General features: G+C 60.3%; 12 protein-coding genes. 1 reads left to right on the forward strand and 11 read right to left on the reverse strand.

Annotated elements, in window-relative coordinates; all coding sequences use genetic code 11:
- Position 1 precedes the first annotated feature (1 nt).
- The 11 genes from BLU28_RS15405 to BLU28_RS15455 form a co-directional block, all read right to left on the reverse strand.
- Entirely contained in the window at positions 2-1,786 is a 1,785-nt protein-coding gene (locus BLU28_RS15405) for a gamma-glutamyltransferase family protein (protein ID WP_077987582.1), read from the reverse strand.
- A gap of 21 nt (positions 1,787-1,807) precedes the next feature.
- Positions 1,808-2,680, reverse strand: coding sequence for an ABC transporter permease (locus BLU28_RS15410; RefSeq protein ID WP_175477701.1), 873 nt, complete (start codon positions 2,678-2,680; stop codon positions 1,808-1,810).
- Positions 2,681-2,692: 12 nt separating this feature from the next.
- Complete coding sequence (locus BLU28_RS15415) at positions 2,693-3,640, reverse strand: ABC transporter permease (protein WP_006700442.1); 948 nt, start codon at positions 3,638-3,640, stop codon at positions 2,693-2,695.
- A gap of 67 nt (positions 3,641-3,707) precedes the next feature.
- Positions 3,708-5,216 (reverse strand): ABC transporter substrate-binding protein, encoded by a 1,509-nt coding sequence (locus BLU28_RS15420; RefSeq protein WP_077987581.1) that lies wholly within the window; start codon positions 5,214-5,216, stop codon positions 3,708-3,710.
- Between the two features lie 78 nt (positions 5,217-5,294).
- Entirely contained in the window at positions 5,295-6,056 is a 762-nt protein-coding gene (locus BLU28_RS15425; protein ID WP_072493740.1) for a FadR/GntR family transcriptional regulator, read from the reverse strand.
- Between the two features lie 146 nt (positions 6,057-6,202).
- Complete coding sequence (locus tag BLU28_RS15430; RefSeq protein WP_077987580.1) at positions 6,203-7,090, reverse strand: aldose 1-epimerase; 888 nt, start codon at positions 7,088-7,090, stop codon at positions 6,203-6,205.
- Positions 7,077-8,264: a galactarate dehydratase gene (locus tag BLU28_RS15435; RefSeq protein ID WP_022563876.1), complete on the reverse strand. Its 1,188-nt coding sequence runs from the start codon at positions 8,262-8,264 to the stop codon at positions 7,077-7,079. Before BLU28_RS15435 ends, BLU28_RS15430 begins: the two co-directional genes overlap by 14 nt.
- A 42-nt stretch (positions 8,265-8,306) precedes the next feature.
- Positions 8,307-10,031 (reverse strand): ABC transporter ATP-binding protein, encoded by a 1,725-nt coding sequence (locus BLU28_RS15440; protein ID WP_175477702.1) that lies wholly within the window; start codon positions 10,029-10,031, stop codon positions 8,307-8,309.
- Positions 10,032-10,039: 8 nt separating this feature from the next.
- Positions 10,040-11,164 carry an ABC transporter permease gene (locus BLU28_RS15445; protein ID WP_072493744.1) on the reverse strand — a complete coding sequence of 375 codons (1,125 nt, stop codon included), beginning with the start codon at positions 11,162-11,164 and terminating at the stop codon, positions 10,040-10,042.
- Between the two features lie 9 nt (positions 11,165-11,173).
- Positions 11,174-12,160 carry an ABC transporter permease gene (locus BLU28_RS15450; RefSeq protein ID WP_003521681.1) on the reverse strand — a complete coding sequence of 329 codons (987 nt, stop codon included), beginning with the start codon at positions 12,158-12,160 and terminating at the stop codon, positions 11,174-11,176.
- Between the two features lie 121 nt (positions 12,161-12,281).
- Positions 12,282-14,231: an ABC transporter substrate-binding protein gene (locus BLU28_RS15455; protein ID WP_077987600.1), complete on the reverse strand. Its 1,950-nt coding sequence runs from the start codon at positions 14,229-14,231 to the stop codon at positions 12,282-12,284.
- 301 nt (positions 14,232-14,532) lie between these two features.
- Between BLU28_RS15455 and BLU28_RS15460 the strand changes: the two genes are divergently transcribed.
- Complete coding sequence (locus BLU28_RS15460) at positions 14,533-15,252, forward strand: FadR/GntR family transcriptional regulator (protein ID WP_003521683.1); 720 nt, start codon at positions 14,533-14,535, stop codon at positions 15,250-15,252.
- Positions 15,253-15,265 lie beyond the last annotated feature (13 nt).

Below are 15,265 nucleotides of genomic sequence, written 5' to 3' on the forward strand. Positions count from 1 at the left end.
CTCACCGCCCCACCGCATAGGCCTGCATCAACCGCGGTGTTGCGGCGGCGCGCAGCAGGCCGTCCGCATCGCGGCGCGCGGCGGTGAGCCGCCCGACCGACCAGGCATCGGCAACGGTAACCCGGTGGCCACGACGGCGAAGCTCGGCAAGCGTCGCCTCACCCACCGTGCCCTCCACCATGATTTCACCCGGTGAACTGGTGCGCGGATAAAACGAACCCGGAAAATGCGAGGTATGGAACAAGGGCATATCGATCGACGCCTGCAGGTTCTTGCCGTGGTGGGCATAACGCAGGAAGAAGGGCAGCTGCCACTGGTCCTGCTGGTCGCCGCCCGGCGTACCGAAGACCATGGAAGGCCGGCCCTGATGCAGCGCAAGCGAGGGCGTCAATGTGGTGCGCGGGCGTTTACCCGGCGCAAGCGAGGTCGGCAGGCCTTCCTTCAGCCAGAACATCTGGGCGCGGGAATTGAGCGCGAAACCGAGGCCCGGCACGATGGGAGACGACTGCAGCCAGCCGCCCGACGGGGTGGTGGACACCATGTTGCCCCAGCGGTCGATGACATCGATATGCACGGTGTCACCGCGCTTTTCGGTCAGATGCGACATGGTCGGCTCGTAGACGGTGCCCTTGCCGCTCATTTCCGCCAGCATCGCCATTGTCGCGTCCACCTGCTTTTCGTAACCCGGCACGATGCCTGGGCGCAGCTTCAGCGAGGCCTCGCTGCCAATCAGCGCGCGACGTCCGGCATTATAGCCTTCCGACAGGAGATATTCCGTCGGAATCTGCCCGAATTCCGGATCGCCGTAATAGACCTCGCGGTCAGCAAAGGCGAGCTTCATGGCTTCGACGATGGTGTGGATGAAATCGGGACCGGACGGGTCCATGGCCGCAATGTCGAAGCCCTTCAGCAGCGCAAGCGATTGCAGCAGGACCGGACCCTGCCCCCAGGCTGGCGTCTTGGCAATCGTCCAGTCGTGGTAATCGAGCGTCTGCGGCGCTTCAACGGTAGCGCTCCACCCGGCCATATCCTCCGCCGTCAGCACACCCTTGTGCCTTGTGCCGCTGGCATCCATCACCTCTGAAGTGCTGACGTAACTGTCGATGGCTTCCGCAACGAAACCCCGGTAGAAGGCATCGCGCGCCGCCTCGATCTGGTTTTCGCGGCCAGAACGCGCTTCAGCTTCAGTGATGATCCGCTGATAGGTCGCCGCCAGAACAGGATTACGAAAATTGGCGTGGGGCTCCGGTGCGGCCCCGCCCGGCAGCCATGTTTCGTAGGATGTCGGCCATTCCTTTTTGAAGAAATCGGCGAGCCCCTTGATGGTGGCAGAGACACGCGGCAGCGTTGGATGCCCATGTTCGGCATAATAGATGGCCGGTTCCAGCACGTCGCGCACGCTCATCGTGCCATAGTCGCGCAGCATCAGCATCCAGCCATCGAAGGCGCCGGGGATGACGGTGGCAAGCAGCCCGTCGCCCGGGACGAGTTTCAGACCTTCCGAGGTATAATGTTCAATCGTCGCACCGCTCGGAGCCGGGCCCTGGGCACAGATGACCTCCACCTTGTCCTTCTGCTTCGAATAAAACACAGCGGGCATATCACCGCCCGCACCGCACAGATGCGGCTCGACGATCTGCAGCACGAAGCCGGTGGCGACGGCGGCGTCGAAAGCATTGCCGCCCTTCTCAAGGATCGCCATGCCAACTGCCGAGGCGATCCAGTGGGTTGAGGTGACAACGCCGAAGGTGCCGAGGATTTCAGGGCGTGTGGTGAAATCAGTCATTCCGATATTCCTTGTAAAAAATCATGCTTCGCGCGGATCGAGCGCATCGCGCAGACCATCGCCCAGAAGATTGAAACCGATGACGACGAGGAAGATGGCGATGCCGGGCCACATCGTCATCCATGGCGCCTGGCTCAAGAAGTTCTTGGCGATGTTGAGCATCGAACCCCAGGAAGGCGCCGGCGCCTGCTGGCCAAGCCCTAGGAAGGAAAGGCTCGCCTCCGCGATGATGGCGGTCGCCACCGTCAGCGTCGCCTGCACGATGATGGGGGCAAAGACATTCGGCAGGATGTAGCGGGTCATGATGTCGATGTGATTGAGGCCGATAGACCTTGCACCCTCGACATAATCCTCCATCTTGACGGCCAGCACCTGCCCGCGCGTCAGCCGCACGAAGATCGGCATGGCGGAAAGGCCGATGGCGATCATCGCATTGGTAAGGCTCGGGCCGAGGAAGGCGGCAAGCGCAATCGCCATGATCAGGAACGGCATCGCCAGCAGCGCTTCGGTAATCCGGGAGATCACCATATCCGCCCAGCCACCGAAATAGCCGGAGATCAACCCGAAGGGGACGCCGATCATCACGGCGATCATGACGGAGACGACGCCGGCCATCAGCGACGCGCGAGCGCCATAAATCATGCGCGAGAGAATATCGCGGCCGAGATCATCCGTGCCGAGCCAGTGGGCAGCCGACGGCGCCTTGCGGATGGCCGACCAGCTGGTCGCGACGGGGTCGGCAATCGGCAATATCGGCGCGGCAATCGCCAGCACGGCGAAAAACACGACGATGATCAAGCCGGCGAGCGCCGACTTGTTGCGCTTCATCTTTTTCCAGGCGCGGCTTTCCTGCCGTGTCGCCGGTATCGAAAGGCTTTGATCCAGAACGGTCATGATATCAGGGCCTTAGATTGTCGCCCTGAGGCGGGGGTTGAGCAGGACATAGGCAATGTCGGCCAGGAGGTTCATGAGGATGAAGCCGACGGCGGTGCAGAGCACGATGCCCTGCACGACGGCATAGTCACGCGTGAAGACCGCATCGACCGTCATCTTGCCGAAACCGGGAATGGTGAAAATCTGCTCCGTCAGAACCGCACCGGCCAGCAGTTCGCCGAAGAGCAGCGCCAAGAGCGTGATAACGGGCAGAAGCGCGTTGCGGAAACTGTGAGACAGGATGATTTCGCGCGGGGAAAGCCCCTTGGCGCGGGCGGTGCGGATGTAATCGGAGCTCAACACCGCCACCATCGCCGAACGTGTATGGCGCATCAGCGTCGCCGCCAGTGCATTGCCCAGCACGAAGGCGGGCATGATCATGGTTTCGATAGAGCGGACAGGGTCTACGAAGATCGATTCATAACCCGATGCCGGTAGCCAGCCGAGTTTCACCGATACCAGCAGAATGAGCATGATGCCGAGCCAGAAATTCGGGATGGACAGGCCGGAAAGCGCCACGATATTGGCCGTGTAGTCAATCCACGTATTCTTCTTGACGGCGGCCAGAATGCCGATGGGAATGCCGATGATCATCGCAAAGAACATCGCCATGACAGCCAGCTGAATGGTCACCGGCAGCTTCTGGCCAATCAGTTCCAGAACCGGCTGGTTCGTGCGTAGCGAAATGCCGAAATCGCCGGTTACCACGCCGCCCAGCCAGTTGACGTATTGGAGTGGAACCGGGTCGTTAAGACGGTATTTCTCTCGCAGGAATTCGATCGTGGCGGGGTCGCGCTCCTCGCCAGCCATCGCCAGGATGGGATCGCCTGGTAGAAGTTTCTGCAGGGAGAAAACGAAGATGGAAATGATCAGAAGCGTCGGGATCGCGACCAGCAGTCGCTTGCCGATATAAACAGGCATGGCATTGCCCCCGTTTTGGTCCGGTCTTGGCGGCCGCACGGCAAGCCGTGCGGCCTATGCGAAGGGATCAGTCCTTGGAAACGCCGAGAAGGCGGATCATGCCGTCAGGCGAAGGCGCCCAGTCCTTGACCTTTTTGGAGATGGCATAGGCATAAGGCTGGTGGCCGAGATAGATGATCGGCATGTCATCGTTGAGGATGACGCTTGCAGCATCGTATTTTTCCTTGCGCACCGCGTCGTCGGTCGAAGCGCGGGCATCGTTCAGCAGCTTGTCCACTTCAGGATTGCAATATTTCACATCGTTGATGCCGCCCTTGCAGGTGACGAACTGGTGCAGGTTGCCATCGGGATCGATACGTCCCGACCAGTCGGAGCGGCTGAGCTGATAATTGCCGGCGGTCTGTTCGGAAAGAAGCGTCGCGAATTCCGTGGCCTTCAGGGTGACGTTGAAGCCGGCCTCCGCCACCATGGACTGGATGACCTGCATCATCTGCGTCTGCGTTGTGTTGTTGGCGTGCTGAAGCTCGACGTCCAGCGTCTCATAACCCGCCTCCTTCATCAACTGCTTGGCCTTGTCGATATCACGCGGCGGAACCGGCAGGTTCTGGTTGAACCAGGGGCTTGTGGGCGGATATGCCTGATTGCCGGCCTTGGAGGTGCCTTCAAAAACAATCTGGCCGATCGCTTCGCGATCGATCGCGTGGGAAAAGGCCTGACGCAGGCGCTTGTCCTTGCCGAGCGGATTGTCAGCACGTGCCCCATTGTTGATGTTGACATACATGGCCATGTAGCCCGGTCCGATGACATCGGCATAGTTCAATTTGGGGTCACTCTTGACGGATTCCGCATCGGAAGCCGAAATGCGCTCGGCGATATCGAGATCGCCGGCACGAAGATTCGCAAGCTTCACCGTGGTGTCGGGGATCGGCAGGTAGACGACCTTGTCAACGAGGATTTTGTCTTTGTCCCAATAGTCAGCAAATTTTTCGAGTACGATGCGATCCTGCTGGATGCGCTCGACAAATTTGAACGGTCCGGCGCAGACTGGCTTGGAACCGAAATTCGCGCCCAGTTCCTTCGCCGCTTTCGGTGCGACGATCATGCCGGCGCGGTCGGAAAGCTGTGCCAGCAGGGTAACGTCGGGCGTCTTCAAGGTGAATTTGACTTCCAGCGGTGCCGTCGCCTCGACCTTCTCGACGGAGGACAGCTCGCTCTTGCGGCGGGATTCCGGCAGCGTCATGTTGCGCTCGATGGTGGCGACGACAGCCGCCGCATCAAGCGTTTCACCGTCGTGAAACTTGACGCCATCACGGATTTTCATGGTCAGAACCTTGCCGCCTTCGGACCAGGCCCATTCGGTGGCAAGCTGCGGCACGATCTTCATGTCCTGCGAGATATCAACCAGCTTGTCGCACATGGCGGTGTAAACGATGCGGCCGACAAAGGTGCGCGATTGCGCGGGGTCGAGCACATCGGCATCGTCATTGAGGCCGATGCGCAATTCGGACGATAGCGCTGGCGAGGCCAGAAATACGCTTGCCAACAGCGCCGCAGTCAATGTCTGGATTTTCTTCATGTTCGTTCCTCTGGTCAGGTTATTTTGACTTTTTGTCATTGGCCGCCCCGTGAGGGGCGGCAGTTTTCATCCGTGGCCTCAAGAGGCCTCAGTCATAGAACTAACAGCTTCGGCCGCATCGCCCTTCCCGACGCCTTCCTCCAGAAAACCGAGAGACGTGGCGCGGATCAGCCTTTCCTGATGCATGAGAAGATGCTGACGCATGGCTTCACCGGCTCTGGCGGGATCACGGTCGGCGATGGCGTCGACAATGGCCATATGCTGTTCGAAAGACGCCCTGCCGTTTGCGCCGCTGCGCCGGGCAAGCTCCCGTATCGACTGCCAGGCATCATCCTGACGCACGCGGTTGATGACATCGAAGATGGACAGGAAAAGTTTGTTGCCAGCGCTCTGGGCAATCTGGCGATGAAGCGAGCCATCCCATAATTCCTTGGCGTCGGCATCCGTGCTCTGACCGGTCTTTTCGACAAGGGCGCGCATACGCTCCACCTCGTCCGGCTTGGCGCGCATGGCCGCGAGCTGCGCCAGCTGCGGCTCGATGCGTAGGCGCACTTCCATGATTTCCATGAAATCCGTCCCGGCGACCAGTTCCGTGACCTGGGCGGACCAATCATCCGGTTTTTCACCCACAAAGGTTCCGGCCCCCTGCCGCCGCCATATGAGGCCTTCGGCTTCCAGAACCTCAAGGGCGCGACGAACCGCACGACGGCCGACATTGAAGGTTTCCGCGAAGGCCCGCTCCGTGGGCAGGCGACGGTCTTTCGCAAGATCCTGCGTCTGAACGTACTCCCGCAACTTCGCAAGCGCGTAGTTGGAGTTGTCGTTGGGGTTCACCGTCACGTCGCACCATTTACCGAACCAATCTTACATTGGTTCATTTGGTGAGAAATTTTCGCCGTCGTCAAGCTTATTTTTAAGCGGCAATAACTGACGCTCAAAATATGGGCATGTGGCGTTTTTAAAGGTGAACGGTGGGAGATTGGGCGCTATAGACGCACCCACCCCTCCTGAAGATCGATGGAGAGCCTGATGCGCCCCGACAGGCGCTCGCCGGGGCCAACCGTCATCAGACCCTGCCCTTCTCGCTGCGCCTGGGGCAGGCCAAGCGCTCCGGCGGCCATGGAAACGGGTTCAAGACAGAGATAACGTTCCATGCGGTGTACGGCGAGATGGCCGAAAACCGCATCGGCTTCGAGCCGTAGTGAAAACCTGTCGAAGTCGACCTGCGCGCTTGACCAATCGGTGAAATGCAATGTGTATCCCGTTGCAGCGGGAATGGCGGGTTTCGGGCGAGGTGCCGGCGGCTGGCCGGTTGGCACGTTCTGCGCGTCCAGCGGATATTGCAGTTTGGCGTCCGTCCGCGCATCGCAACCGAGCCCGGCCGCCAGATAGGGATGCCAGCCCAGCGACACCGGCGCAGGCACATTAGCGCGATTTGTTATCGACAATTCCACGGTCATGCTGTCGTCTTCCAGCAGGAAAGACTGCTCGGCGCGGAAGGAAAACGGCCACTCTCCGTCAGCCTCGTAGTCCAGTGCCAATGCGACCCGATCCGAAGACAGGTCCGAAATCTCCCACGGCCGGCGGTGAGCCGGGCCATGCATGGCGTCAGGCGCAAGCGCCGGATGCGGCAGCAGGTCATGCCGGATACCCGTATGGACGAAGGACCCGCGATAGAGCCGGTTGTGATAGGGAAACAGCGGGTATGCGCCGGCCCTCGGCCAGTTGAACGGATCGAAATCCTGCTCCGTTGTCGGCACCAGAATATCGCCGTAGTCCCCGTGCCACAGATGGGTCATCCTGCCACCCCAGGCCGGGCGCAGGCGGGCAGAGAGCCGCCCGCAGGCAATCGTAACCGTTTCAGGCGAAGGCATAGGAGCCGTCAGGCCGTTTCGGCACCCGTCTTTGCCAATGAACATAGCCATCTTCCTGCATGGCTTTTTCATCCATCTCGACACCCCAGCCTGGGCGGTCGGGCCTCAGCTCCAGATATCCGTCCTTCGGCAGATAGGGGTCGACGACATAGCGGGTTTCGTCCTCGCGTTTTTCGAGATCGGTGCCGCCATAGACGTAGCATTGCCCTTTCGGCAGCCGGTATTCGAGAATCCGGAAATTCTGCTGGGCAGCGGAAAAATGCACGTTGACGGCGGTGGCGAGCGGTCCCATCGGGTTATGCGGCGCGATGCTGACGAAATGGGCTTCCGCGAGCGTGGCGATGCGGCGCATCTCCGAAATGCCGCCGACGACGCAGATATCGGGCTGGATGATATCCGCACCCTTTACCTGAAGAAGACGCAGGAACTCATTGCGATTATACAGGCTTTCACCCGTTGCCAGCGTGCAGTTCAGCCCCTGTTTCAGGTCTCCCCACATCTCGATGTTTTCCGGGCGCAAAGGCTCTTCGAAGAACAGCGGATCGTAAGGGGCAAGCGCATTGCCAAGCTGGCGGGCGGCCGCTGGCTCGAAAATCTTGGCATGGGCGTCAAAGGCGATGTCGTAGTCGGGCCGCACCGTTTCGCGAAGCGAACGGAAATACTCGGCGGAACTGCGCACCACCTCGCCCCAGCGATGGGCGTGGATATCGAGGCGCCACGGGCTGAGCTTGAAGGCCGTGAAGCCCCAATCCTCGTTGAGACGGTCGAATTCCTCCTTTGCCGCCGGCGCATCCGGAGCGGTGTAGACACCGGCATAGACCTTGATACGGTCGCGCACTTCGCCGCCCAGCAGCTTGTAGACCGGCACGCCCGCCGCCTTGGCCGCGAGGTCCCAGAGGCAATGATCGAGCGCCGAGATCGCCGACAGACCGAGCGCTCCAGGCGGAAAGCGGTTCTGCTGGAGCAGGAGATTATAGAGATACTCCACCCGTGTCGGATCCTGACCGGCGAGGAATCCGTAGAGGTAATCCAGTACCGGCGGCAGGGCGAGATCGGGGCCGTGATTGTAACATTCACCCCAGCCGGTCAAACCGTCATCGGTATCGAGAGCGACGATGACACGGGGGCGGTCCTTGTCGCGGGTGACGAATACCCGCATGCGATCGATTTTCATGCTTCAGTCTTCCTCATGAATTGCAGCGTGCGAGGCCCGGCATCATCGCGCGACGGCCCCGTTCTTGACTTCGGATGGTTCGACGTAGCGGAATCTGCGGGTACGGTCCCGGTCGCGTGGGTCCGGGCGCGGAATGGCGGAAAGAAGCGCCTGCGTATAGGGATGATCCGGCGCGTTGCAGACCTTTTCGGCGTCTCCCACTTCCACCAGCTTGCCGCGATACATCACGCCTACGCGGTCGCACATATAGCGGATGACGCCGATATCATGACTGATGAAGATATAGGCGAGCCCCAGCTCGTCCTGCAGCCGCATCAAAAGATCCAGCACCTGGAACCGCACCGAAACATCGAGCGCCGAAGTCGCCTCATCCGCCACGATGATACGCGGCTTCAGGGTTATGGCGCGGGCGATGCCGATGCGCTGGCGCTGGCCGCCGGAAAAGGCGTGCGGGTAACGCTCACGTCCGGCCGGATCGAGACCCACCTGCTCCATCAGGGCGCAGACACGCTCATCCAACTCCCTGCCCCTGGCAATGCCGTTGACCAGCAACGGCTCGCCGATGACCTGTGCCACGGTCATGCGCGGATTGAGCGAGCCGAACGGGTCCTGGAAAACCATGCGCAGCTCACGCCGTGCGGCTTTCAGCTCGGGACCTTCTATCCTGGCCAGATCGACCACGCTGCCATCTGCCCGGCGATAGAGCATCGCGCCGCCGGTCGGATCGTAAAGGCGCATGATGGAGCGGCCCATCGTGGTCTTGCCGGAACCGCTTTCGCCGACGATGCCGAGCGTCTCGCCCGGCAATAGCTTGATCGACACGCCATCCAGCGCCTTCATCTCGCCGAAATGCATGGAAAGGTCATTCACTTCGAGCACCGGCGCGGCCGTGAGATCGAGCGGAGGTCGCGCGAGCCGGATTTCAGCCTTCTGCTCCAGCTTCAGCACGGAGCCGATCAACATGCGGGTATAGGGGTCCTGCGGATTGTGGAATATCTCATCCACGGTTCCATATTCCTTGGCGACCCCATGGTGCATGACCAGCACGTCGTCGGCAATCTGCGCCACCACACCCATATCGTGGGTGATGAACAGCACCGCCATGCCATGCGCCTTTTGCAGCCGCGATATCAGGTCGAGGATTTCGGCCTGTGTCGTCACATCGAGCGCCGTCGTCGGTTCGTCGGCGATCAGAAGCTGCGGTTTGCAGGCCAGCGCCATGGCGATCATCGCACGCTGGCGCATGCCGCCCGAATATTGGAAGGCGTAGCGATCCAGCGCCTTTTCGGGGTTGGGGATTTCCACCTGCCGCAACAGTTCGATGGCCTCGGCGCGCGCCTCAGCCTTGCTCATCTTGAGGTGCAGCCGCAGGACCTCGGTGATCTGGTCACCAACGGTATGCACGGGTGAAAGCGACGACATCGGCTCCTGAAAGATCATCGCGATATCAGCGCCGCGCACCGAGCGGATGGCACGGCTGCGCGGATCGAGCTTTGCCAGATCCAGAGCGGTGCCGTCGGCGCGGTTGAGGATGATCGACCCGGACGCAATGCGACCGGGACTGTCGATGATCTGCAGGATGGAGCGGGCGGTGACGGATTTGCCGGATCCGCTTTCGCCAACGACGCAGAGCGTCTTGCCGGGATCGATTGAGAAAGACAGATCGTTGACGGCCCGGAAAACGCCGTTTCTGACCGGAAATTCAGTGACCAGATTTCGGACTTCAAGCAGCGGTTTGGCTGGCTTCATGGAAAGAATGTCGCTCATCCGGGGCCTCACTTGTTATAGGGGTCGGCTGCGTCGCGCAGGCCGTCGCCGAGCAGATTGAGAGCCATGACGGCAATAACGACAGCCACACCGGGCAGGAACAGCCAGGGTGCGGTTGCAATCGAGCGGATATTCTGCGCCTCGCGAAGCAAAACGCCCCAGGAAATCGTCGGCGGCTGCAGACCGAGACCGAGGAAGGACAGCGATGTTTCCGCAAGGATCATCGCCGGAACCGCAAGCGTGACCGAAGCGATGATATGGCTCGAAAAGCTCGGCAGCATATGGCGGAAGATGATGCGCCCTTCCGGCACGCCATCCAACCGGGCCGCGGCCACGAACTCTTCGGTCCTGAGCGACAGGAACCGGCCGCGCACGACACGGGCGAGCTGCGCCCAACCGGTCAGGGACAGGATGATGGTGATCATCATATATTGCAGCGTGGCAGGCCAGCCCTGCGGCAGGGCGGCGGCCAGCGCCAGCCAGATGGGAATGGTGGGGAGCGACAGCACGAAGTCGATTACGCGCTGCATGACGAAATCGATGCGGCCGCCGTAATAACCGGATATGCCACCGAGAACGACGCCGAGCAGCAGCGAGAAGAACACGCCGACAAGACCGATCGACAGGGAGATCTGCGCGCCCTGCACAACGCGACTGAAGACATCGCGGCCGAGACGATCCGCGCCGAAGAGGAAGAGCGGCCGCGTTTTATCGGTGGACGCCAGCAGATGGAGGTCCGTGGTGAACAGGCCGAACACGGAATACTCGTAACCGCGACCGAAAAGCTGAACCGGAATTTTCTTCGCCGTATCCTCGACGAAGACCGCCGCAAGCGTCTCCGGATTGCGGGTCAGCTTCAGCGGATAATAGTGCAGCCCGAGCGAGAAACCCTCGGTCGTATCGATGAAGTGGACGCGCTGCGGCGGATGGAAGGTGGCGCGGGCATTCTGCAGCACCGGATCGTTGATGGCGAAGAAGCCAGGCACCAGCGCGACGATATACATGGCGATGGTGATGAACAGGGCGGCCATGGCCAGCTTGTGGCGTTTGAACGCCCACCAGATGAGCTGCCACTGCGAAGCGACGGCGGCGCGGTCCTGCCGGGCATTGGTGGTCATGGTGATATCGCTCATGGCGCCCTCCTATTCGAGCCGGATGCGCGGATCGACCAGCGCAAGCAGGATGTCGCTGATCAGCGAACCGATCAGCGTCAGCGCGCAGATCAGCAGCACGAAAGCGCCGGCGAGATACATGTCCTGCGCCATCAGCGACTGCAAAAGCAGCGGCGCGGCCGTCGGCAGATTGAGCACGATGGCGACGACCACCGAGCCCGAAATGAGATTGGGCAGCAGCCATGCGATGGTGGAGATGAACGGATTGAGCGCAATTCTGAGCGGATATTTCGTCAGCAGCTTGAACTCGGACAATCCCTTCGCCCGCGCCGTGGTTACATAGGGCTTGGGCAATTCATCCAGCATATTGGCGCGCATGACGCGGATGAGGCTTGCGGTGGAAGACACGGCAAGGATGGCGACCGGCAGCCAGATATGAGCCATCAGGTCCATCATCTTGGCGATGCTCCACGAGGCGGTCTCATATTCCGCGGAAAACAGCCCGCCGACATCGGCCCCGAACTCTACCGCCGCGACATACATCAGCACCAGCGCCAGCAGGAACGAGGGTATGGAAAGGCCGAAAAAAGAAAAGGCAGTGAAGAGATAGTCTCCTATCGAATATTTGCGCACGGCGGAGAAGACGCCGATGGGAAGCGCGATGGCCCAGGTTGCAAGAAGGCTTGCGATGGCCAGAACCAGCGTCAGCGCCATGCGCTCCCAGATGAGGCCTGAAACCGGCTGCTGCCATTCGAACGAAATGCCGAAATCGCCGCGGCTGACGATGCCCCATATCCATTTCAGATATTGCACGATCATCGGGTCATCGAGGCCGAAACGTTCGCGCAGCTGCGCCGCCGTATTGTGGTCGATGACCTCGTTGGAGGCGGCCAGTGTGGCGATATAGGTCGTCACATAGTCGCCGGGCGGCAGCTGGATCAGGACAAAGGCAAGGAAACTGACGGCAAACAGGGACGGTATCATCCACAGCAGGCGTTTTACGATGAAAAGCAGCATGTCGTTCTCGCAATCACATTGTGCCGCACGCACCGCCTTCCACTCAAGAGACGGGCTGTGGGTGGTCGAAACAACCTGAGAGGCGTCGCCGCGTTGCGGCAGCGACGCCCATGTGGCGTTATCAGCTTGTGAAGGTGAACTGTTGCGGCAGCGCCGGGCCGGGATTGGGCCAGGTCCAGCTGTCGGGTTCCGTTTCCGGCACGTTGCGCAGATTGTTGCGGATGATGCCGAAACCGCCCACCGCAAGGCAGAGGCCGATCGTTTCGAACTCTTCCGCCGCAATGTCGAAGATCTGCTTCATCTTCTCGCCGCGCTTGGCAAGGTCGGCCGTGGAGCGCGCCTCATCGAAAAGCTTGAAGCGCTTTTTCTGGCTTTCTGGCGGCTCCTCGCCCTTCTGGCCGTTGGATGTATACCAGAGCGCCCACGGAATGGCGTAACGCGACCCCTGAGGGTGGAAGGCGAAGAAATCGCGCGGGTCGAGCATCGGATCGAGACCGCCGGGACCGGGCCAGACGGCGGCATCATGGGCGTTGTCATCGCCGCGTGTATAATAGAGCGCGCGTTCGATGGTATTGACCTTGATGTCGACGCCGATCTGCGCCCATTGCGCCTTCACCAGCTCCAACGCATCGACCAGATCGGGATAGAGCGTCGGGATAACATCGATGGAGAAGAAGATCGGCTGACCATCGGGACGAAGCCGAATGCCGTTGCCGTTCTTCTTGTCGTAACCGGCCTTGTCGAGAAGCTCGTTCGCCTTGTCGGCGTCATATTCGGTGAATTGCCGCGCGAGCTTTTCATTGTACCAGGGATGTGTCGGGCGTGGCCCGGCCTGATACCCTTCGCTTTGGCCGAAATAAACGATGTCGATGATTTCCTGCCGGTTGAGCGCAATGGACAATGCCTGACGGAAAGACTTGTCTGCAAACATCTTGCGCATTGCCGGGTCTTTGTGGGTGATGTTCAGGTAAATCTGGCACTGCTGCGCGGCAGACGGCACCAAAGTCAGCAGGCGGTAGTCACCCTTTTTCATGTTCTGCGACAGGGTCGGCTTGTTGGCGAGAACGCTGATATGGCGCTCTTGAATGTCGATCTTGCCGGAAATGACGTTCAGCATCAGCGATTCGACATCCTGCGAAATGCCGAAATTGATTTCGTCGATATAGGGTAACTGGTTACCTTCGGTATCGACCTGCCAGAAGTATGGGTTGCGGGTCATGACCACCCGTGTCGCACCGCCGGAGTAAGGCTCCTTCACCACCCATGGATCAAGCGTCGGCTTGTCGACATTCGACCAGCGGGAGGGAATTTCGATATCCCCGCATTTGGCGCGGAACAGTTCGGTCCAGCTGGAGACGCCCGCCGCCTTCACATCAGCATCGAGCGCCATGTTGTATTTCGGCAGGAACTTGCTGCAATAGTGTTTGGGAAACAGCGTCGGATGCTGGCCGAGCGGCGTGGCGAGGTTTTCGAGATAAAGCGCATTCGGCGCGGCGAATTTGAACTTTACCGTGAAATCGTTGACTTTTTCGACATCGACCGCCTTGCCGGCCACGGAGAGCTGCGCCGGCGTGGCGCTGTAAAGCTCCTTGTTCTTGATGCAGTCCTCGATGGCGAACACCACGTCATCGGCGGTGAAGGGGTGGCCGTCCGACCATTTTGCGCCCTCCAGCAAATGGAAGGTGAATTGCGAGGCATCGTCGTTGACCTCCCATTTCACCGCAAGGTTCGGCAGAACCTCGGTGAAATCCATGTTCCAGCGAACAAGGCCCTGATTGCCGACCATGCGCAGGATGCCGTTATGGTCCGACGAACCGCGCAGGCCACGGCGCAATGTGCCGCCATAGGTACCGATTTTCTCGTGCGGCGTCACCACCATCGGATTTTTCGGCAAGCGTTCGGCCAAGGGCGGCAATTTGCCGTCCTTTACCAGCGCCTCCAGTTCCGGCGCCTGCTTGCCGGCAGCAGCCCGCGCCGAGGCTCCCATGACGGAAAGTGCGGCCACGCCGCCAACACCCGCCATAAAGGTTCGGCGCGTTACGCCCAGTGAAAATGCTTCGCCATCGCGCATCGACAATCCTCCCAAAAAATCACCGGCAGCGAGACGGCTTTCACCGAACCGCGACGGCCCTCCCGGCCAGCCAGCAAGCCGATCCTCCATCGGCAGGGGCAGACCATATGGGCGTTTTCAGATGATTACAAGTATTGACAGATTTTTACATCTTTTTTATCTGTAGGCCGGCTTTCAGGATCAGGCTTGAAGAAAAAATCGGCAGGACAGCCCCCTCGCGCATCAAAACTCCGGTATTTCTGTTGCGATTAAAATGCAGGAAACCCATTAACTTCAGCGATTTGCAACGAAAGGGCTGCTGATGGACAATCACACTGCATCTGCCGCCGCTCGAGGCGAAACTCGGCTGAGCGACATCATCTACGAAAAAATCGTCGGCATGATTTCGGACGGGCGGTTTCCTGTGAACGAGCGGCTGCCATCGGAACAGAATCTGGCGTCGCTGTTCGGTGCATCGCGGCCGGTCGTGCGGGAGGCGCTGGAGCGGCTTCGGAACGACGAGCTTATCGTTTCGCAAAAGGGATCCGGCTCCTATGTACGCCAGCAGCCGGATTCTTCCGTGTTGCAACAGGTGCCGGTCGGCTCGCTGGCCGACGTGCAGCGTTTTTTTGAGTTCAGGGCCGGATTGGAGGCTTCCGCGGCTGAGCTTGCGGCGCGCAACTGGCAGGCCGCTGACAGGGTGCGGATCGAGCAGGCGATTGCCGCGCTGGAACAATGTCTCGAGCGCAACGATCTCGGTGCTGAGGAAGATTTCGCCCTGCACGAAGCCATCGCGAAGGCGAGCCACAACCAGTTCCACATCACGGTGCGGATCTGGTTCAAGCCGCATTTCGCAATCGGCCAGTCGGTGACACGCAGCCTCAGCCTCAAGCGGACGCCGCAGCATGTGCGCGAAGTCCAGAACGAGCACACGGCAATCGTGGAAGCGATTTTTGCGCGACGGGAGCAGGCTGCGCATGACGCGATGAAAGACCACATATTGAAGGCGCGCGCCCGCATGTTTCAGGGCGTTGGCAGTTAGGCCGCATCCTGCA

It is taken from the genome of Agrobacterium pusense (genome assembly GCF_900102105.1).
Lineage (GTDB): Bacteria > Pseudomonadota > Alphaproteobacteria > Rhizobiales > Rhizobiaceae > Agrobacterium > Agrobacterium pusense.